The organism is Variovorax rhizosphaerae (assembly GCF_037889975.1).
GTDB classification, from domain to species: Bacteria; Pseudomonadota; Gammaproteobacteria; order Burkholderiales; family Burkholderiaceae_C; genus Variovorax; species Variovorax rhizosphaerae.
Window position 1 is genome coordinate 413,533 of sequence record NZ_JBBKZT010000003.1, and the last position, 18,347, is coordinate 431,879.

Sequence of the window (18,347 nt, forward strand, 5' to 3'; positions counted from 1 at the left end):
ATTCACATGGTCCCCATTGAGGGCAAATCAAACTTAGGTTGAAGAAATGAACAAGACGTTCAAAAGCATCTGGAATGACAAGGTCGGCGCATGGGTCGCCGTCAGCGAAACAGCAACGCCGCGCGGGAAATCCAGCCGCGGTGGCGGCGTGATGGCCAAGCCGCGCGTCACCGCCATGATCGCGGCGCTGACTGGCGTATTCGCCCTCACACCGGACACACAAGCGCAGTCGCTGTTGTGCACGAACACCGGCGGCGCCATGGCTTGCCAGTCGGATTCGGGCAGAGGCCTGACGTTCACGGCCAACTCCGATTCAGGCGGCTCCGGCGAAAACATGGTCTTGCGCGGCGGCGGCGCGGGCCAGCCCATTCGCAATTACTTCGTCGGCAGTGCCGACACGCCGAACGCGTCGAATATCACGCTGGGCGACGCTGCATATACCAATTCGACGACCACGATCTACACAAATCATTTCCAGGTTGGCGATAGCGCGACCAGCGCCGCGGGCAACAGTTCCAGTGCAATTGGCGTCGGCGCCAAGTCTCTCGGAGCAGAAAGCTTGGCGCTGGGTGCAAGATCCATCGCGAATGCGGTCAACACAGTCGCGATCGGCACCGCGGCCAGCGCCCAAAATGAAAATGACCTTGCTGTCGGGATCGCCGCCAAGGCCAGCGGCGGAGGTGGTGGGACGCCTGCAATGGCCTTCGGCAGTTACTCACAGGCCACCGGACCGGCATCTACCGCCTTTGGTGTCAATGCAATTGCAAGCGGCAACAGATCTGCCGCGTTCGGCTATTTCTCTCAGGCTACTGGAGATCTCGCTTCAGCATTCGGCCGTCAGTCCATTGCAACGGGCAATCGCTCGGTGGCCTTTGGCGCCAATACGACTGCCGGCAACGACAACGACGTGGCGCTCGGTAGCGGCTCCACGACCGCTGCCCCCAACACCGGTACAACGGCCCAATACGGAGCAACCGCCGCAGGCATCGCCAAAGCTGCATCGGGCACCGTCTCCGTCGGCACCTTGGGCAACGAGCGGCAAATCCAGAACGTCGCGGCAGGCGTCATCTCGGCAACCAGCACCGACGCGATCAACGGCTCCCAGCTGAACTCGGTGGTCAAGGGCGTCGACGCCGTGGGCACCAGCACGGCATCGGCACTCGGCGGCGGCAGCACCTACGACAACACCACGGGTACCGTCTCGGCGCCCAGCTACACGATCAACAACATCAACACGGCCGGCAACAACACCGGTCCGACCACGCAGAACAACGTGGGTGACGCGTTGACGGCCCTGAACAACAACGTGGCGAACACGGCGGCAAGTGCCGTCAAGTACGACACCAACCCCGACGGCAGCGTCAACTACAACAGCGTGTCGCTCAATCCGGCAGGCAGCGGCCCGACCAAGGTGTCGAACGTGGCCGCCGGCAACCTCAGCCCGACCAGCACCGATGCGGTCAACGGCAGCCAGTTGAACGCGACCAACGCGAACGTGACCAACCTCGGCAACGCGGTCACCAACCTGGCGGGCGACACCAGCACCACGTATACCAATGCCAAAGGCATGGGCATCCGTTACGTCCGCACCAATGAAGCAGGCCTGCCGCAACTCGACGCCTATGCGCAGGCACCGGGATCGACGGCCGTCGGCTACAACGCGACCAGCTCGGCCGCCAACGCCCTGGCGTTGGGCCGCGACACCACCGCCAGCGCGATCAACAGTGTGGCCCTCGGTGCCAATGCCAAGGCGACGAATCTGAACGGCGTTGCCATCGGCAACAATGCCGCGTCGACCGGTCAGAGCGCCTTCGCCATCGGCAATGGCACCAACTCGAGCGGCAGCGGCAGTCTTGCGCTGGGCAACGGCGCAAAGGCCACGAATCAGTTCTCCCTCGCCATGGGCGCGGCCAGCAACTCCACCGGCAACGGCAGCATCGCCATTGGCGTTGGTGCCGACTCCGGCACCGGTACGACCTATTCCGGTGACATCGCATTTGGCTATGCCGCCAAGGTATTGGACGGAGGAGGAGCGAGCACGGCCGCCGGCAGCCAGTCCACGGCCACCAGCGGTGCGTCGTCGTTCGGATACGGCAGCCGTGCCACGGGGACGAATGCCTCGACATTCGGCTATGACACCCGCGCAGCGGGGCAAGCCGCCACGGCGCTGGGCTACAGCGCGTCGGCAGGCAACGCCAACGATATCGCGCTCGGTTCGCGGTCCGTCACTGCAGCCCCGAACACCGGCGTCACTGCGCTCTATGGCGCAACGGCCGCCGGGATCGCCGACCCCGCAGACGGCGTGCTGTCGCTCGGCGGCGGGTACTACGACTACAAGCGCCAAATCCAGAACGTCGCGGCGGGCGTCATCTCGTCCAAGAGCACGGACGCCATCAACGGATCCCAGCTGTATTCCGTGGTCCAGGGCGTTGACGCGCAAGGTACAACCACCGCTGCAGCCCTGGGGGGTGGATCCACTTACGACAACAGCACCGGCGCCATTTCGGCGCCCAGCTACACGATCAACAACATCAACCAGGGCGGCAACGTCGCCGGCTCGACCAGCCAGAACAACGTGGGCGATGCACTGTCGGCACTCAACACCAGTGTGACAAACACGGCGGCGGCTGGCGTCAAGTACGACACCAACCCTGACGGCAGCATCAACTACAACAGCGTGTCGCTCAACCCCGGCGGCAGCGGCCCGACCAAGGTCAGCAACGTCGCAGCCGGCACGCTCAGCGCCACCAGCACGGACGCCGTCAACGGCAGCCAGCTGAACGCGACCAACACCAACGTGACCAACCTGGGCAACACGGTGACCAATCTCGGCGACACCGTGACCACGCTGGGCAACACGCCGATCACCTTCGCCGGCAACACCGGCAGCGTCGATCGCAAGCTGGGTGAAACGCTGCAGATCACCGGCGCCGCCACCACGGCCGGCACCTACAGCGGTGCCAACCTGAAGACCACCGTGGTCGGCAACGAAGTGCAGATCCAGATGGCGGACGCACCTGCGTTCAGCTCGCTGAGCACCACCGGTGCCGTCAACGTGGGCGGCCCGCTCACCGTCGCCGGCCCGACCACGCTCAATGGCGGCCTGGACATGGCTGGAAACAAGATCACCAACGTGGCAGCCGGCACGGCCAACACCGACGGCGTGAACGTGGGACAGATGAACGCCGCCACCGCAGCCGCCACCGCCAGCTCGGTCAAGTACGACACCAACCCGGACGGCAGCACCAACTACAACAGCATCTCGCTGAACCCGGCAGGCTCCGGCCCGACGAAGATCTCCAACGTGGCCGCCGGCGCGCTCAGCCCGACCAGCACGGACGCCGTCAACGGCAGTCAGTTGAACGCGACCAACACGGCGCTGACGAACATGGGCAACGCCATCACCAACGTGGCCGGCGACACCAGCAACGCGTACACCGATGTCAACGGCATGGGCATCCGCTATGTGCGCACCAACGAAGCAGGCCTGCCGCAGATCGACTCTTATGCGAAGGCACCGGGATCGACGGCCGTCGGCTACGGCGCGACCAGCTCGGCCGCCGACGCCCTGGCCCTGGGCCGTGGCGCGACCGCCAGCGCTGTCAACAGCGTGGCCCTCGGTGCCGGTTCGGTGGCCGATGGCAGCACGCTCGGAACGGCTGGCTATCTGGTCGGCGGCATCGCCACCAGTGAAGTCAACATCGGCAACCGCCGCATGACCGGCGTGTCCGCCGGCGCGATGGACACCGATGGTGTCAACGTCGCCCAGTTGAAGGCTGTCAGCCAGGCCGCCACCGCCGCTGCGAACGCCACCGCGGTCCAGTACGACACGAACCCGGACGGCAGCCCGAACTACAACAGCGTGTCGCTCAACCCGGCAGGCAGCGGCCCGACCAAGGTCACCAACGTCGCCGCCGGCACGCTCAGCCCGACCAGCACGGACGCCGTCAACGGCAGCCAGCTGAACGCGACCAACACCAACGTGACCAATCTCGGCAACACCGTGACCACGCTGGGCAACACGCCGATCACCTTCGCCGGCAACACCGGCACCTACAGCGGCGCCAACCTGAAGACGGTCGTGGTCGGCAACGAGGTCCAGATCCAGATGGCGGATGCGCCTTCCTTCAGTTCGGTGACCACGACGGGTGCAGTCAACGTCGGCGGCACGCTGAACGTCGCGGGCGCCACCACGCTCAAGGGCGGGCTTGATGTGGCTGGCAACAAGATCACCAACGTCGGCGCCGGCACGGACGACACCGATGCGGTCAACGTGGCCCAACTGAGGGCAGGCCAGGCCACCGCGGTCAAGTACGAAAAGAACCAGGATGGCACCGTCAACTACAACAGCGTGAGCCTGGGCGGCGAGGCGGGCGGCGCTCCGACGGCCGTGCACAACGTCGCGGCGGGTGTGGCCGGTACCGATGCCGTCAACGTGAACCAGTTGAATGCCGGTATCGCCAGCGCCAACCAGTACACCGACGCACGTGTCAGCCAGGTGCAGGCGAACCTCGACCGCGCGACGAAGGATGCGAGCGCGGGCACCGCAGGCGCCATGGCGATGGCCAACCTGCCCCAGTCCATCCTGCCAGGCAAAAGCATGATGTCTGCAGGCGTGGGCGCATTCGACGGCCAGGCCGCGGTGGCGGTCGGCATCTCGAAGCTGTCGGACAACAGCCGCTGGATCGTCAAGCTCAGCGGCACGGTGAACACGCGTGGCAAGGCCGGCATCGCCGCCGGTGCCGGATTCCAGTGGTAAGGAGTGAAAAAATGAAGACTCGAAACATTCGACGCGCCGGTTACGTGCTGGCAACAGCAGCGGCATTGCTCTTGCAGGGATGCGCCACCTCTCACGTCAGTCGCGGGGTCGCAGCCGACGGCCGCTCGGCAGCGGAACTGAAGTTCCCTGATGCGCAGCAAGCCTGGCGCAAGGGTGGCACCTGGCCGAACACGACCAACCTGCGGCAAGTCCAGCCGGGCATGACCAAGGACCAGATCATCGACCTGGTGGGGACGCCGCATTTCAACGAGGGGCTGTTCAACGTCGTCGAGTGGGACTTCGTGTTCAACTTCCGTTCGACCGGGTCCCCCGTGACCTGCCAGTACAAGGTGTTGTTCGACAAGGACGACCTGGCGGGCTCGACCTACTGGCTGCCGGCGAACTGCGCGGACATGATGGATGCCGACGCCACGCCCGGCGCCGCACGCCGCTGATCCTGTCCCTGATCCTCTCCTTCTGGAAGCTTGCCGAACCCGGGTTCGGCAGGCCCGGAATCAAGCCCCCTGGCACTGCCCGGGGGCTTTTTTCTTGTCACGATTCCACCTGATGCGAGTCGGCCCCACGTGCCGCTTGGCGCATGTTGCGGCCCGTGCCACACTCCGCTTCCGCCGCGGGCCGAGGTGCGGCGGGCCATGCACAACATTCAGGGAGACACGCATGAAATTTCGACTCTGGGTCGCGGCGTCCGCCGTGGCGCTGTCCGCATGCGGCGGTGGTGGCGGCGGGAACGGGTTTGCCGGACTGCCGATCGCGGTGGCGACCTCCCCGACGGGTTCGACCCCGGCGACGCCTGCGCCGGAACCCGTGGCGGTGACACCTGGGCCGGGTCCGGTCGAGGTGACGCCTGAGCCCACCGCACCCACCGCACCCACTACGCCCACCCCCGAAGCACTCACCCCGGTCTACGAGGCACTCCGGGTCGCGAGCACCAACGCTGAATACCTGGACCAGCTCAACGCACAGGGCGCGCGAGGTTTCCGCAACAGCGAATTCCTCAACGCCGGCTACGTCAAGGACAGCAATACAACCTACGTCTACGAGTCGCTGCCGACGGCCACGGATGCCGCTGCGTGGCAAGCCCAGCTCAACGCACAGGGCGCGCGAGGATTCATGCGCGTCACCGACAAGGGCGACGACACCTTCTATCGCAAGGACACCCGCTCCACGTCGACTTTCACGTACACGATCTTGCAGAAGACGAGTCCTCCCCTTCCGACTCCGCCAACCCGGGCCGCGCTCGAGGCGTGGACGCGAGACGATGCCGCGGCTTTCGTAGAGCAAGCCAATGCGCAAGGCGCGAACGGGTTCTATGCCGACAGTCCCAACTTCACAGGCAAAGTCACGAGGGTCAACATCTACCGCAAGGACTCCGCGAGTCCGGCCATTTACAGCTACAAGATCGGTGCCACACCCTACGTAACGCGTGGCGGCAACGTGCAACAGTACAGATTTGAAGGCGCCAGCGGATTTCTGCTGCATACCGTTTTCGGCTCTCCCGTGGTGGTGGTCGGCGTGACCGTGTACGTCAAGGACATTTCGCAATCGGCCACCTTCGAGTTCACGCAGTCGGCGAATTCATTCGACGATGGCATCTCGGCCGCGGCGGCAAACGTCGAGGCCCGCACGGGCTATGTGCTTTTCGCTCGCACCCTCTCGACGAGTGGCACCGGCCTCTCTGAATACAAGAAGGCCACCGGCTGCACGGGATTCCTCTGCGGGGCGCAATGATCCCCGGGCCATGAACATCCCGACGCAGCGCAACCGCAAGAGGGCGCACGGCGATGCACCATGACAGCGCGGTGAATGCGATCAGAAGGGGCCGCGGCCCCTGCCGCAGCCCCACTTCGATCGCGGCATTGACCGACGCGCAAAATTGTGGCGGGCTGTTAACCTGCCCGGTTGATGACCGCCCCGCCCCAACTCTCCCCCGACGCAGCCCTCTTCCTCGACTTCGACGGCACGCTCGTCGCGCTTGCCGAAACGCCCGAGGCGATCGAGGTTCCGCCCGAGCTGGTCGCGCTGCTGGGCGACCTGCACACCCTGTTCGGCGGCGCGGTGGCCGTCGTCTCGGGCCGGCAGATCGACGCGCTCGACCGTTTCCTGGCGCCGCTGCGCCTGCCGGCCGCCGGTGAGCACGGCGTCCAGCGACGCGATGCGACCGGCCACATGCAGGAGCAGAAGTCGCCGGACCTGGATGCGGTGCTCGACGTGGCCAACAAGCTCGCCGGCGCGCACCCCGGGCTGCTGGTCGAACGCAAGCACGCCGCCGTCGCGCTGCACTATCGCCTGGCGCCCGACCTTGAAGCCGTCTGCCGCGACGCGCTGTGGGCCATCATTGCCCACCAGCCGCAGTTGGAAATGCTCCATGGCAAGTTCGTGTTCGAGGTGAAGCCGGCCGGCATCAACAAGGGCGTGGCCATCGACGCCTTCATGCGGGAAGCGCCCTTTGCCGGCCGCGTGCCGGTGTTCGCCGGCGACGACACCACCGACGAGACCGGCTTCGCCGTCGTGCAGCCACGCGGCGGCATCGCGATCAAGGTCGGCAGCGGGCCGAGCCTTGCCACGCACCGGCTCGAATCGCCGCGGGCTGTGTTCGAGTGGCTGCTTCAGGCACGCGACCTGTTGAGTCCCCAGGGGGATCAAACCGAATTGGCAATGCCGCATCGACCTGACACCGCGGCGCCGCAAGCACCGGGCGCCGCGGACGAAGGTCGCAACGCATGAGTCGGCTCGTCGTGATCTCCAACCGCGTGGCCGACCCGCGCAAGCCGGCGGCGGGCGGGCTGGCGGTCGCGCTGGGCGAGTCGCTCAATCAAAGTGGCGGCCTCTGGTTCGGCTGGAGCGGCGCGGTCATCGAAGGCGGCCCCTCGGGCGAGGGCGAACTGCATCGCCAGCAGGCCGGCAAGGTCACGCTGGCCACCATCGACCTGAGCCGCGACGACCACGACAGCTACTACCTCGGCTACAGCAATGACGTGCTCTGGCCGGTGTTCCACAACCGGCTCGACCTGGCGCACTTCAACGCCGGCTTCATCGGCGGCTACCGGCGCGTGAACCAGTTGTTCGCGCGCAAGCTGCTGCCGCTGCTCAAGCCCGACGATGTCATCTGGGTGCACGACTACCACCTGATCCCGCTGGCGGCCGAGCTGCGCGCGATGGGTTGCCGCCAGCGCATCGGCTTCTTCCTGCACATTCCGCTGCCGCCGCAGATCATCATGGCGGCCATCCCGCAGCACGAGTGGCTGATGCGCTCGCTGTTCGCCTACGACCTCATCGGGCTGCAATCGCGCCAGGACCGGGAGCACTTCGAGCGCTATGTGCTCAACGAGGCACACGGCACGGCGCTCCCCGGTGACATGTACCGCGCCTACGGGCAATCGGTGCGCTGCAGCGCGTTTCCCATTGGCATCGATGTGGACGAGTTCCTGCAACTCACGCATGCCAAGGATGCGCAGGAGATGTACCAGACGATGAAGCGCGAGTACTCGCAGCGGCGGCTGATGCTCGGCATCGACCGGCTCGACTATTCCAAGGGCATCCCGCATCGGGTCCACGCTTTTCGCGAACTGCTGGCCCACTACCCGGAGAACCGGCGCAGCGCCACGCTGATCCAGATTGCCTCGCCCACGCGAGAGAACGTCGATGCCTACGCCGACATACGGCGCGAACTGGAATCGATGTGCGGTGCCATCAACGGCGACTTCGGCGAACTCGACTGGATGCCGGTGCGCTACATCCACCGCATGGTGGCTCGCAAGCGCGTGCCGGGGCTGTGCCGCGCGGCGGCGGTCGGTCTGGTGACGCCGCTGCGCGACGGCATGAACCTGGTCGCCAAGGAATACGTGGCCGCGCAGGACCCGGCCGATCCGGGCGTGCTGGTGCTGTCGCGCTTCGCGGGCGCGGCCGAACAGATGAAGGAAGCGCTGCTGGTCAATCCCTACGACACGCACGGAACGGCCGAGGTCATGCAACAGGCGCTGCAGATGCCGCTGGAGGAACGGCGGCACCGGCACCAGAAGCTGTTGCAGCGCATTCGGGAGCACGACGTGCATTGGTGGCGCAGCGCCTTTCTCGCGGCGCTGGCGGAGACGATACAGGTCACGGATTGAGCGCGCCTCAACCGGGGTCGAGATGGGGCGTCAGCACGTTGGCGAGCCAGTCCATCAGCGCTTGCACGCGCTTCGAGAGATTGCGCCGGTTCGGATAGACCAGCGACACGGGCATCGGCTGCGCCGTGAACCCCGGCATCACCTCCACGAGCAGCCCCGCCGCCAACGCCGCCACGGCGCCGGTGCATGGCGCCTGGATGATGCCCAGGCCGGCGAGGCATGCGGCCTGGTACGCATCGGTGTGGTTGACGGTGATCACGCCGGGCATCTCCAGCAGGCGGTAGCGCTCGCCATCGTGGTATTCCCAGCCGGCCGCGGCGCCGCCCAGCGTCGGCGCCCAGCGCACCAGGCGATGGCGCGCCAGGTCTTCCAGCGTGTGCGGCGTGCCGAACTGCGCGAGGTAAGCCGGGCTCGCGTAATTGCCCTGTACAAGCTGGCCGAGCCGCCGCGCGACCAGCCCCGAATCCTGCAACTGGCCGATGCGCAGCACGCAGTCGAAGCCTTCGTGCACCAGGTCCACGCGCCGGTCGGTCGTGCTCAGTTCGATCTCCAGCTGCGGGTGCGCGGCCAGGAATTCCGGCAGGCGCGGGATCACCACGCCGCGCGCCAGCCCGGTCGGCAGGTCGACGCGCACGCGGCCGCGCAGGCTGCTGGGCGCCTGCTGGAACAGCGTGCGCAGTTCTTCCGCATCGGCCAGCAGCGCCTGGGCCCGCTCGAGGAACTGCTCGCCGTCGGGCGTCATGCGCACGGTGCGGGTGGTCCGGTGCAGGAGGCGCGTACCGAGCTGCGCCTCAAGCTGCTGCACGCTGGCGGACACGCGTGATTTCGGCAGGCCGAGTTGTTCGGCGGCACGGGTGAAGCTGCCAAGTTCGGCCACCTTCACGAAGGTTTGCAGCAGGGCGATGTCCATCGATTGTTCATTTAAAAAGAACTATTAAGTCAGGATACGCTGGTTTATCGATCGATTGTTCAATATTAGAGTTCAGTCCATCCACACTGCAACCCAAAGGACATCGACATGACCACCCCCATCGCACTCATCACCGGCGCCAGCCGCGGCCTCGGCAAGAACACCGCCCTGCACCTTGCCGAGCAAGGCAGCGACCTGATCTTCACCTACCGCAGCGGCGCCGAGGAAGCGCGCGACCTCGTAAAGCAGATCGAGGCGCTGGGCCGCCGCGCCGTCGCATTGCCACTCGACACGGCGAACAGCGCCAGCTTCGCGGCCTTCGCCGCATCGGTCGCCGACGCGCTGCGCACGACCTGGCAGCGCGAGCGCTTCGACCACCTGGTCAACAACGCCGGCACCGGCCTGGACGCGAGCTTCGCGGACACGACCGAGGCGCAGTTTGACGCGATGATGAACATCCACCTGAAGGGCCCGTTCTTCCTCACGCAGGCCTTGCTGCCGCTGCTCGCCGACGGTGGCCGCATCGTCAACATCTCCACCGGCCTCGCGCGCTTCACGCTGCCGGGCAAGGCGGCCTATGCGTCGATGAAGGGCGGCATCGAGGTGCTGACGCGCTACCTCGCGAAGGAACTGGGCCCGCGCGGCATCGCGGTCAACGTGGTCGCGCCGGGTGCCATCGAGACCGACTTCGGCGGCGGCGTGGTGCGCGACAACGCGCAGGTGAACAAGATGGTCGCCTCGCAGACCGCAATGGGCCGCGTGGGTCTGCCGGACGATATCGGCGGCGCGATATCGATGCTGCTGCAGCCGGGCAACCGGTGGATCACGGGTCAGCGCATCCAGGCGAGCGGCGGCATGTTCCTTTGAGAAGGTCCTGAGCTTTCCACTGCGGACACCGATCCCTTTAGGAAGTCCTCGACCGTCTCAATCCCCGTTCAATCCAGGAGGGCGAGCGCCGCGTAGTCACCCACCTTGTCGGCCAAGCCGGCAGGCACGAGCGTGACGCCTTCGGTCAACGACGGCAGCTTGCCCGTGACTTCAGCCTGCAGGCGCGGCAACAGGAATGCCCTGTTGTTCCAGAACACACTGCCGCCCAGGCTGATGCGTTGCAGGTCGAGCGTGGCGATCAGGTTGTAGAGCATGCGGCCCATCACGCGACACAACGCGTCGACCCGAGCCCGCGCCGCGGCGTCGCCCGCCACAGCGGCCGGGAAGAGCACCTCCGCGGGCTGGCCATAGCGCCGTGCAATCGAATTGCCCGCGACCAGCCCTTCGACATCGCCCACATTGCCGCAACCGCACAAGGCGTTGCTGTCGTCGTCGGCCACGAAGGTATGGCCTGCGTGGCCGGCATTGCCGTTCTTTCCGCGCAACACATGGCCGTCGACGCAAATCCCCACGCCGATGCCGGTACTCCATGTGACATAGGCGCAGTGGTCCGCGCCCTTGAGCGCGCCCCAGCGCCGTTCCGCCTCCAGCGCGCCGACCGCATCGTTCTCCACCCGCACCACGTCGAAGCGGCCGCGCAGCGGCCCCTCGATGGGCGCCGTCATCCAGTCGTTGGGCAGGCCGCGCGCCGGCCCGGCGATGCCGCCGCAGATGTTGGGCGTGGCCAGCGAAATGCCACCCCCGTCGATCACGAACGGGCCGGCCGCCGACACGCCGGCACGCCGCACCGCGTCGGGCGTGATGCCTTGCTCCGCACACACCTCGTCGACCATGCGCAGGATCTGGCGCGACACGGCCAGGTTGTCGCCGGTCTTGGCCGTGGGTTCGCTGCGGCGGCCGAGCAAGGGGCGCGCACTGCCGTCCAGCATTTCGCCGTCGGCGGCCAGGCTGACGGCAATCTTGGTGCCGCCGATGTCTACGCAGGCTCTCATGAAGTCTCTGTCCTTGTGGTCATATCCAGCGCGCGATCAGCGCGGCAATCAAGCTGAGCACCAGGGTGCTCCCGATGGGCAACTGCCAGTGTCGCCCCAAAGCCTTGAACTCGAAGTCGCCGGGCAACCGCCCGAACCCATGCCGGCGCAGCCACTCGGTCAGCCCGCTCATCAGCAGCAAGGCGAGCACGACGACGATGAGCCAGCGGATCATGCGATTCCTGGTGGCGGGCCGCTCATGCGTTCAGCAACGCCAGCGCGGCGCGGTGCAAAGCGGGCGTCGCCGCGGCGATCACGCGGCCATCGGATTGCAAGCCGAGCGGCTGGCCGCTCCAGTCCGTGATGACGCCGCCCGCGGCTTCGATCAAGCCGGCCGGGCCGAGGTAGTCGTAGGGCTGCAGGCCGGCCTCCACCACCAGGTCGATGGTGCCGCCGGCCAACTGCGCGTAGCCGTAGCAGTCGCCACCGAAGCGCCGCATCGCGCAGGCACGGCTCAGCCGGTCGAAAGCCTGCCAATCGGCCGGGCCGAAGATGTCCGGCGAGGTGCTGACGATGCGGGCCTTGCCCACCTCGCTCACGGTGCTCACGCGCACGGACTGGCCGTTGCGCGTGGCGCCCTTGCCGGCCTGGCCGATCCAGCGCTCGCCGAGCACCGGCATGTCGATCATGCCGAGCGTGATGCGTCCGCCTTCGAGTCGATGTGGCTTTGCCGTCTCGACGCGATCCCCCATTGGGGGCGGGACCGGCGAAGCCCGGCCCTGCGGGCTCTCCAGCAGGCCGATCAACGTGCCCCACAGCGGCGAGCCGGTGATGAAGCTGCGCGTGCCGTCGATCGGGTCGAGCACCCAGACGCTGTCGGCATCGAGCCGCTCCAGGCCGTGCTCCTCGCCATAGATGCCATCGGCTGGACGATGCGTGGCCAGGATGTCGCGCATGGCGGTCTCGGCTGCGCGGTCGGCCAGCGTCACCGGGCTTTCATCGGCCTTGGTGATGACGTCGAGCGGGGTGCGAAACCACTTCATCGACTCGGCCGCCGCCGCATCGGCGAGCGCCTGCGCCACACGCAAGGATTCGTCGGGGGATCTGGAGCTCATGACTTCTCGAAAACAGGACAGGCGTCGATTAGAACCGAGCCGCCCTGAATTGACAGGGTCCGCGCGCGCCGCCTAGCATTCGACGCATCCGCCCAGCGCCCGCCACGAGGGCCCGCGGGAAGTGTGCTGCACCAGGAGTCGGCATGAGACTGATCCTTCGCACCCGCCTGCGCAGCATGACGTTTGCGCTGGTGCTGCTGGTCGCCATGGCGGGTCTCGCGGGCATTGCCGGCGCCACCCCACCACCGAAGGAAGACCAGATCATCCTGGCCCTGATCCAGCGCGTGGAGACGCGCACCGACCTGGTGTTCGTGCGCAACGGCAGCGACCACAACGCGGCCGAGGCGGCCAAGCACCTGCGCAGCAAGTACAAGTACTTCAAGGTCGAACTCATCGACGCGGAAGACTTCATCGAGCGCTGCGGCTCGCGCTCCGAGTTGACGCGCAAGCCCTACAAGGTCAGGACGGCGGATGGGTCAGTGCGCGATGCGGGCGATTTCCTGCGCGAGGAACTGCGCGCGCTAAGGCAACACTGAGCACCCGCCGCTCCCTACGACTTTGCAATCCATCGCAGAACAAGGCGGAGCGCCGCAGACAGTGCTGTAGCACGGCAAGGCGATCCAGCGCAGTCATGCGGTTGATTGCGAAGTCGTGTCAGAGCGTGTGCGACCGATCGCCCTCCGCAAAGCCGATCGCCTCCCAAGGCTCACCGGCCGCAAAGCCGATCACCTTGAACAACTCCCCCATCTCATGCTCATGGATGAGCCGCGCAGCCAGGGTGCGCTGCGCCAGCGGGGCCTGCTCCATCTTCGACGCCAGCCCGCAGTTGATGAGGAAGCGCGCCTGGTTGCAGTAGCCGAGCACATGCAGCCCGGCGTCCTGGCCGGCCAGCGCGATGCCGGTGAAATTGACATGCGCGGTGATGTCCTTGGCGCCCAGGTCGGCCAGCGGATCGGGGTCGGCCTGGTGCGCCTTGTGGCACATCACCGTGCCCATGTGGCGCTGCGGATGGTAGTACTCCGCCTCGGGGAATCCGTAGTCGAGGAAGAAGGCCGCGCCCTGCGTCAGGCGGTCGGCCAGCGTGGCGATGAAGGCCTCGGCCTGCGGATGGATCTCGGTCAGGTAGTCCTGCGGGCCTTCGGGCTCGACGGGCGGGCGCAGCTCGGTCGGGCGGTCTTCCCAGGCCCAGCCGTCGCCGTGCGCGACCACGCCGCGCTCGAACCACCGGCCCTGCACGCGCACCAGCAGCTGCACCGGCATCGCGTCGAGCACCTCGTTGCCGACGACGACGCCCTGCATCTTGTCGGGCAAGGCGCTGAGCCATTCGACACGGTCGCCGAAGCGGTCGAGCGTGAGGCGCTGGCGCGCACGCAGGCTGCCGGACAGGTCGACGATGCGGTAGCGCTTCACGCGCCGCCCCATCGCATCGAGCGCATCGAGCAATTGCGCCGCCAGCGCGCCGGAGCCGGCACCGAACTCCCACACCACGTCGGTGCCGGTCTTCTCCAGCGCCTCGGCCACCTGCACGGCCAGCGCCTGGCCGAACAGCGGGGTCATCTCGGGCGCGGTGACGAAGTCGCTGCCGGAGTCGGGCATCTGGCCGAACTTGCGGCTGTCGTTGGCGTAGTAGCCGAGGCCGGGCGCATACAGGGCCATCGCCATGAACCGGTCGAAGGGCAGCCAGCCGCCCGAGCGGGCAAGCGTGGCGTCGATAATCCGGGTCAACGGATGGGCGCGTTCTGCGCCGGGCTCCAATTTCATGGAACGGGAATCTATCAGCATGGCAACAACGGCTCCGGGCGTGCTCGTGACAGGCGGTGGACAGCGGCTCGGCGCCGCCGTCTGCACGGCCTTCGCGCAGGCGGGCTGGCGCGTGTGGTGCCACTACCGCGCGTCGCGCAATGCCGCCGAGGCGCTCTGCGCGCGACTGCGCGAAGAGGGCCACGCGGCCGAGGCCATCGAGGCCGACATCACGAGCGAACCAGCGCGCGAGGCACTGATCGCGCACATCGCGGCAAGCGGGCCGCTCCATTGCATCGTCAACAACGCCTCTGCCTTCGACCCCGATACAGCGCTCGATTTCGACCCCGATGCCGCGATGAAGCAGTGGGGCGTGAACCTGGTCGCGCCGCTGTCCTTCGCGCGCCTGCTGGCCCGGCAACCCGCCGACGGTGCCGACCGCTGCGCCATCCACATCCTGGACCAGAAGGTGTTCAACCTGAACCCCGACTATTTCTCCTACACCGTGTCCAAGCTCGCGCTGGAACGCGCCGTGGCCCTGCAGGCACAGGCGCTCGCGCCCGCCGTGCGCGTGTGCGGTGTGGCGCCGGGCATCCTGTTCACCAGCGGCCCGCAGAACACCACCAACTTCGAGAAGGCCGCGCGCGCCAACCTGCTGCGCCGCCCGATCGACCCCGCCGACGTCGCCCGGACCTGCGTCTTCCTCGCCGGCACGCCCAGCGTGACCGGCACCACCCTCTGCGTCGACAACGGCCAGCACCTCGTACCGACCGAGCGCGACATCATGTTCGTGGTCGACGACCTCCTGAAAGCCACCCCGTGACCTTTGCCGCCCTCGATCCCCTGTTGCTCTCGTGCCGGCGTGTGTTCCTGCGCGACTACGAGGTGTGGATCAACATCGGCGTGCATGACTTCGAGAAGACCGCCGAGCAGCGCGTCATCATCAACGTCGACCTCTATGTGCCGCTGGAACTTTCCACGCCGAAGGCGGACGAACTGGACGAAGTGGTCGACTACGACTTCATCCGCCGGACCATCGCCACGCGCGTGAGCAAGGGCCACGTGCAGTTGCAGGAGACGTTGTGCGACGACCTCCTTGCGGCCATGCTGGCCCATCCCAAGGTGCACGCCGCCCGCGTGTCCACCGCCAAACCCGATGTGTACCCGGACTGCGATGCGGTCGGGGTCGAAGTATTCCGGAGCAAATGACATGAGCGCCATCTGGATCGACGAGGTCGCACCCGCCACCTCCCTCAAGATCGAACGAGAAACCCACAAGCTGGAGAAGCGCCTGTGCCGCCAGGTCGGCCAGGCCATCGTCGACTACAACATGATCGAGGAAGGCGACAAGGTCATGGTCTGCGTCTCGGGCGGCAAGGACAGCTACGCGATGCTCGACATCCTGCTGAAGCTGAAGGCCCGCGCCCCGATCCACTTCGACCTGGTCGCGGTCAACCTCGACCAGAAGCAGCCCGGCTTTCCCGAAGAGGTGCTGCCCAAGTACCTCAGCGAACTCGGCGTGGCCTTCCACATCGAGAACCAGGACACCTACAGCATCGTCAAGCGCGTCATCCCAGAGGGCAAGACCACCTGCGGCCTGTGCAGCCGGCTGCGGCGCGGCATTCTCTACCGCGTGGCGGACGAACTGGGCGCCACCAAGGTCGCGCTCGGCCACCACCGCGACGACATGCTGCAGACCTTCTTCCTCAACATGTTCTTCGCCGGCAAGTTGAAGAGCATGCCGCCCAAGCTGGTGAGCGACGACGGCAAGCACATCGTGGTCCGCCCGCTCGCCTATGTGGCGGAAAAGGACCTCGTCCGCTGGGCCCAGCACCGCGAATTCCCGATCATTCCCTGCACCCTGTGCGGCAGCCAGGAGAACCTGCAGCGCAAGCAGGTCGGCGAGATGTTGCGCGAATGGGACAGGAAGTACCCCGGCCGCGTGGAGAACATGTTCACCTCGCTGCAGAACGTGGTCCCCTCGCACCTGCTCGACGGAACACTGCACGACTTCAAGGGTCTCAAGGCGACGGGCGTGGCCGACGAGGATGGCGACAAGGCCTTCGACCCGCCCGAGCTTCCGACCCCGGCGTTCCCGGGCACGGGGGTCCTGCGAATGGTCTAGGAGACGCTCATGCAACGCCTGCTGGCAGTCCTCATCCTGATCGCAAGCCTGTCTGGCTGCGCCTCCACCTGGGTGGTCGACAGCAACGTCAGGAGTTACTCCAAGCTGGACGCCGTGCCGGCCGGCGCCACTTACCGCTTCGAGCGCCTGCCGTCGCAGCAGGCGGCCGAGCCGCAGCAATCGCAGCTGGAAAGCATGGCCGGCGCGGCGCTCGCGCGCGTCGGGCTGCAGAAAGACGACGCCCGCCCGGTCTATACCGCCCAGGTCACGGCGCGTGTCGCTGCGACGCTCTCGCCTTGGGCCGATCCGTGGCTCTATGGACCCGGTTGGGGACCGGGCTGGGGGCCGGGCTACGGTTATGGCTACTACGGCCCGCGCTACGGGCGTGGCTGGTACGGCGGTGGCTGGTACGGAGGCGGGTGGTACGGGTCCGCGTTCTTCCCACCGGCAGCCAATCCTTGGTACGAACGTGAAGTGGGCGTCGTGCTGCGCGACCTGAAATCGGGCCAAGTGGTCTACGAGACGCGGGCCCGCAACGACGGCCCCTACGCCTCCAGCGGCGTGATCCTCGCCGTCATGTTCGATGCGGCCCTGCAAGGATTCCCGAATGCGCCACCGGGCGAGCGGCTTGTCAATATTCCTCTGCAGCCACGGCCTTGAACGGGAAGCGCCCTGTGGTTTGCGTTGCCTTTCCCCCAGCCCTCCCTTGGTCGGAGTGAACAAGCCCTAAGCTCGACCCGATGGATGTCACCCGAGTCATCGCTGTTCGCCACGGAGAAACCACCTGGAATGTCGACGCACGACTGCAGGGCCAGCTCGACATCCCCCTGAACGCCACCGGCGCCTGGCAGGCCAAGCGCCTCGGCGAGGCCCTGGCGAGCGAGCCGATCGCTGCCGTGTATGCCAGCGATCTGAGCCGCGCCTGGCAGACTGCGCGGGCCGTGGCCGCGCCGCATGGCATTGACATCGTCAGCGATGTCGGCCTGCGGGAGCGCGGCTTTGGCCATTTCGAGGGCAAGACCTTCGCCTTGATCGAGGCCGAGATGCCCGAGCAGGCACGGCTCTGGCGCACCCGAGACACAGCGTTCGCGCCGGAGGGCGGCGAGTCCCTGGTCGTCTTCCGCGACCGCGTCATCGCCACCGCCACCGCCATCGCGGCACGCCATCCCGGCAACCTGGTCGTGCTGGTGGCCCATGGCGGCGTCATGGACGTGCTCTACCGCGCCGCCACCCGCCAGGAATTGCAGGCACCACGCACTTGGCAACTGGGCAACGCCGCCGTCAACCGCCTGCTCTGGACTCCGGAGGGCTTCACGCTCGTGGGGTGGAGCGATACCACGCACCTGGCGGGCGACGCACTGGACGAAAACACCCCCTGAAGTCCGCGATTTCCTGGCTTTGCGTAACTTTTACCGGGTCTGCGAACCCGCGTATGTGGCTTTTCGTATTCAAGCGACACAATCGAGCGCAAAATCGTTTGCATATGCCAAGACTTTTATATGTCAACACCTCAATCGCAACCGATTGCATATTTTTTGTAGCGATTCTGGCAGCGCAATAGGCCTTTCGGTCAGCCCATTTGGTCAATGTTCCTCACGCCTGCAAGAGGCAAGATCGGAGTCAGGTCCACAATGCACGCTTTCGAACTACTTTGCACAATTAGAAACATCATGTTTCCTCTATTTCAGCAAGTGGCGCGAGGTCTGCCT

17 protein-coding genes are annotated in these 18,347 nt (G+C 66.5%); 12 read left to right on the forward strand and 5 right to left on the reverse strand.

What is annotated here, in order from left to right; all coding sequences use genetic code 11:
- Window positions 1–46 precede the first annotated feature (46 nt).
- From WKW82_RS08560 to otsA, 5 genes are all read left to right on the forward strand, one after another.
- A complete protein-coding gene (locus WKW82_RS08560; RefSeq protein ID WP_340341841.1) occupies window positions 47–4,759 on the forward strand; it encodes a beta strand repeat-containing protein in 4,713 nt (1,570 codons plus the stop codon).
- Between the two features lie 11 nt (window positions 4,760–4,770).
- A complete protein-coding gene (locus WKW82_RS08565; RefSeq protein ID WP_340341842.1) occupies window positions 4,771–5,214 on the forward strand; it encodes an outer membrane protein assembly factor BamE in 444 nt (147 codons plus the stop codon).
- Window positions 5,215–5,437: 223 nt separating this feature from the next.
- The gene (locus WKW82_RS08570; protein WP_340341843.1) at window positions 5,438–6,508 is read left to right on the forward strand and encodes a hypothetical protein; all 1,071 of its coding nucleotides are present in this window, start codon (window positions 5,438–5,440) and stop codon (window positions 6,506–6,508) included.
- A 174-nt stretch (window positions 6,509–6,682) separates the two neighbouring features.
- Entirely contained in the window at window positions 6,683–7,504 is an 822-nt protein-coding gene (otsB, locus tag WKW82_RS08575) for a trehalose-phosphatase (protein WP_340341844.1), read from the forward strand.
- Window positions 7,501–8,889 carry an alpha,alpha-trehalose-phosphate synthase (UDP-forming) gene (gene otsA / locus WKW82_RS08580; RefSeq protein ID WP_340341845.1) on the forward strand — a complete coding sequence of 463 codons (1,389 nt, stop codon included), beginning with the start codon at window positions 7,501–7,503 and terminating at the stop codon, window positions 8,887–8,889. The genes otsB and otsA overlap by 4 nt, the downstream gene beginning before the upstream one ends.
- 7 nt (window positions 8,890–8,896) lie before the next feature.
- On the opposite strand, the gene WKW82_RS08585 is transcribed toward otsA, so the two are convergent.
- Complete coding sequence (locus WKW82_RS08585; protein WP_340341846.1) at window positions 8,897–9,799, reverse strand: LysR family transcriptional regulator; 903 nt, start codon at window positions 9,797–9,799, stop codon at window positions 8,897–8,899.
- 108 nt (window positions 9,800–9,907) lie between these two features.
- On the opposite strand from WKW82_RS08585, the gene WKW82_RS08590 reads away from it, so the two are divergent.
- A complete protein-coding gene (locus WKW82_RS08590; RefSeq protein WP_340341847.1) occupies window positions 9,908–10,666 on the forward strand; it encodes an SDR family NAD(P)-dependent oxidoreductase in 759 nt (252 codons plus the stop codon).
- 68 nt (window positions 10,667–10,734) lie between these two features.
- On the opposite strand, the gene WKW82_RS08595 is transcribed toward WKW82_RS08590, so the two are convergent.
- The 3 genes from WKW82_RS08595 to WKW82_RS08605 are packed head-to-tail and all read right to left on the reverse strand — an operon-like array spanning window position 10,735 to window position 12,773.
- Entirely contained in the window at window positions 10,735–11,679 is a 945-nt protein-coding gene (locus WKW82_RS08595) for an ROK family protein (protein WP_340341848.1), read from the reverse strand.
- 19 nt (window positions 11,680–11,698) lie between these two features.
- Window positions 11,699–11,893 carry a DUF2905 domain-containing protein gene (locus tag WKW82_RS08600; RefSeq protein WP_340341849.1) on the reverse strand — a complete coding sequence of 65 codons (195 nt, stop codon included), beginning with the start codon at window positions 11,891–11,893 and terminating at the stop codon, window positions 11,699–11,701.
- Window positions 11,894–11,915: 22 nt separating this feature from the next.
- Window positions 11,916–12,773 carry an inositol monophosphatase family protein gene (locus WKW82_RS08605; protein WP_340341850.1) on the reverse strand — a complete coding sequence of 286 codons (858 nt, stop codon included), beginning with the start codon at window positions 12,771–12,773 and terminating at the stop codon, window positions 11,916–11,918.
- Window positions 12,774–12,916: 143 nt separating this feature from the next.
- Here WKW82_RS08605 and WKW82_RS08610 point away from each other — a divergent pair, with 143 nt between their 5' ends.
- A complete protein-coding gene (locus WKW82_RS08610) occupies window positions 12,917–13,309 on the forward strand; it encodes a DUF5329 family protein (protein WP_340341851.1) in 393 nt (130 codons plus the stop codon).
- Between the two features lie 118 nt (window positions 13,310–13,427).
- Here WKW82_RS08610 and WKW82_RS08615 read toward each other — a convergent pair whose 3' ends face one another.
- Window positions 13,428–14,534: a class I SAM-dependent methyltransferase gene (locus tag WKW82_RS08615; protein ID WP_340341852.1), complete on the reverse strand. Its 1,107-nt coding sequence runs from the start codon at window positions 14,532–14,534 to the stop codon at window positions 13,428–13,430.
- A gap of 19 nt (window positions 14,535–14,553) precedes the next feature.
- Between WKW82_RS08615 and WKW82_RS08620 the strand changes: the two genes are divergently transcribed.
- The 5 genes from WKW82_RS08620 to WKW82_RS08640 all read left to right on the forward strand — a co-directional run bounded on the left by WKW82_RS08620 (window position 14,554) and on the right by WKW82_RS08640 (window position 18,017).
- Window positions 14,554–15,336: an SDR family oxidoreductase gene (locus WKW82_RS08620; protein ID WP_340341853.1), complete on the forward strand. Its 783-nt coding sequence runs from the start codon at window positions 14,554–14,556 to the stop codon at window positions 15,334–15,336.
- On the forward strand, window positions 15,333–15,722 hold the full coding sequence (locus tag WKW82_RS08625; RefSeq protein WP_340341854.1) for a dihydroneopterin aldolase: 390 nt from the start codon (window positions 15,333–15,335) through the stop codon (window positions 15,720–15,722). Before WKW82_RS08620 ends, WKW82_RS08625 begins: the two co-directional genes overlap by 4 nt.
- 1 nt (window position 15,723) lies before the next feature.
- Window positions 15,724–16,638, forward strand: a complete 915-nt coding sequence (ttcA, locus tag WKW82_RS08630; protein ID WP_340341855.1) for a tRNA 2-thiocytidine(32) synthetase TtcA — start codon at window positions 15,724–15,726, stop codon at window positions 16,636–16,638.
- 9 nt (window positions 16,639–16,647) lie between these two features.
- Entirely contained in the window at window positions 16,648–17,298 is a 651-nt protein-coding gene (locus tag WKW82_RS08635; RefSeq protein ID WP_340341856.1) for a DUF4136 domain-containing protein, read from the forward strand.
- Between the two features lie 80 nt (window positions 17,299–17,378).
- Window positions 17,379–18,017 (forward strand): histidine phosphatase family protein, encoded by a 639-nt coding sequence (locus WKW82_RS08640; protein WP_340341857.1) that lies wholly within the window; start codon window positions 17,379–17,381, stop codon window positions 18,015–18,017.
- Window positions 18,018–18,347 lie beyond the last annotated feature (330 nt).

What these genes read in the sequence shown, in the direction of transcription:
- WKW82_RS08560 (WP_340341841.1), top strand. Translation starts at nt 47, where the DNA reads ATGAACAAGACGTTCAAAAGCATCTGGAATGACAAGGTCGGCGCATGG.
- WKW82_RS08565 (WP_340341842.1), top strand. Translation starts at nt 4,771, where the DNA reads ATGAAGACTCGAAACATTCGACGCGCCGGTTACGTGCTGGCAACAGCA.
- WKW82_RS08570 (WP_340341843.1), top strand. Translation starts at nt 5,438, where the DNA reads ATGAAATTTCGACTCTGGGTCGCGGCGTCCGCCGTGGCGCTGTCCGCA.
- otsB (WP_340341844.1), top strand. Translation starts at nt 6,683, where the DNA reads ATGACCGCCCCGCCCCAACTCTCCCCCGACGCAGCCCTCTTCCTCGAC.
- otsA (WP_340341845.1), top strand. Translation starts at nt 7,501, where the DNA reads ATGAGTCGGCTCGTCGTGATCTCCAACCGCGTGGCCGACCCGCGCAAG.
- WKW82_RS08585 (WP_340341846.1), bottom strand. Translation starts at nt 9,799, where the DNA reads ATGGACATCGCCCTGCTGCAAACCTTCGTGAAGGTGGCCGAACTTGGC.
- WKW82_RS08590 (WP_340341847.1), top strand. Translation starts at nt 9,908, where the DNA reads ATGACCACCCCCATCGCACTCATCACCGGCGCCAGCCGCGGCCTCGGC.
- WKW82_RS08595 (WP_340341848.1), bottom strand. Translation starts at nt 11,679, where the DNA reads ATGAGAGCCTGCGTAGACATCGGCGGCACCAAGATTGCCGTCAGCCTG.
- WKW82_RS08600 (WP_340341849.1), bottom strand. Translation starts at nt 11,893, where the DNA reads ATGATCCGCTGGCTCATCGTCGTCGTGCTCGCCTTGCTGCTGATGAGC.
- WKW82_RS08605 (WP_340341850.1), bottom strand. Translation starts at nt 12,773, where the DNA reads ATGAGCTCCAGATCCCCCGACGAATCCTTGCGTGTGGCGCAGGCGCTC.
- WKW82_RS08610 (WP_340341851.1), top strand. Translation starts at nt 12,917, where the DNA reads ATGAGACTGATCCTTCGCACCCGCCTGCGCAGCATGACGTTTGCGCTG.
- WKW82_RS08615 (WP_340341852.1), bottom strand. Translation starts at nt 14,534, where the DNA reads ATGAAATTGGAGCCCGGCGCAGAACGCGCCCATCCGTTGACCCGGATT.
- WKW82_RS08620 (WP_340341853.1), top strand. Translation starts at nt 14,554, where the DNA reads ATGGCAACAACGGCTCCGGGCGTGCTCGTGACAGGCGGTGGACAGCGG.
- ttcA (WP_340341855.1), top strand. Translation starts at nt 15,724, where the DNA reads ATGAGCGCCATCTGGATCGACGAGGTCGCACCCGCCACCTCCCTCAAG.
- WKW82_RS08635 (WP_340341856.1), top strand. Translation starts at nt 16,648, where the DNA reads ATGCAACGCCTGCTGGCAGTCCTCATCCTGATCGCAAGCCTGTCTGGC.
- WKW82_RS08640 (WP_340341857.1), top strand. Translation starts at nt 17,379, where the DNA reads ATGGATGTCACCCGAGTCATCGCTGTTCGCCACGGAGAAACCACCTGG.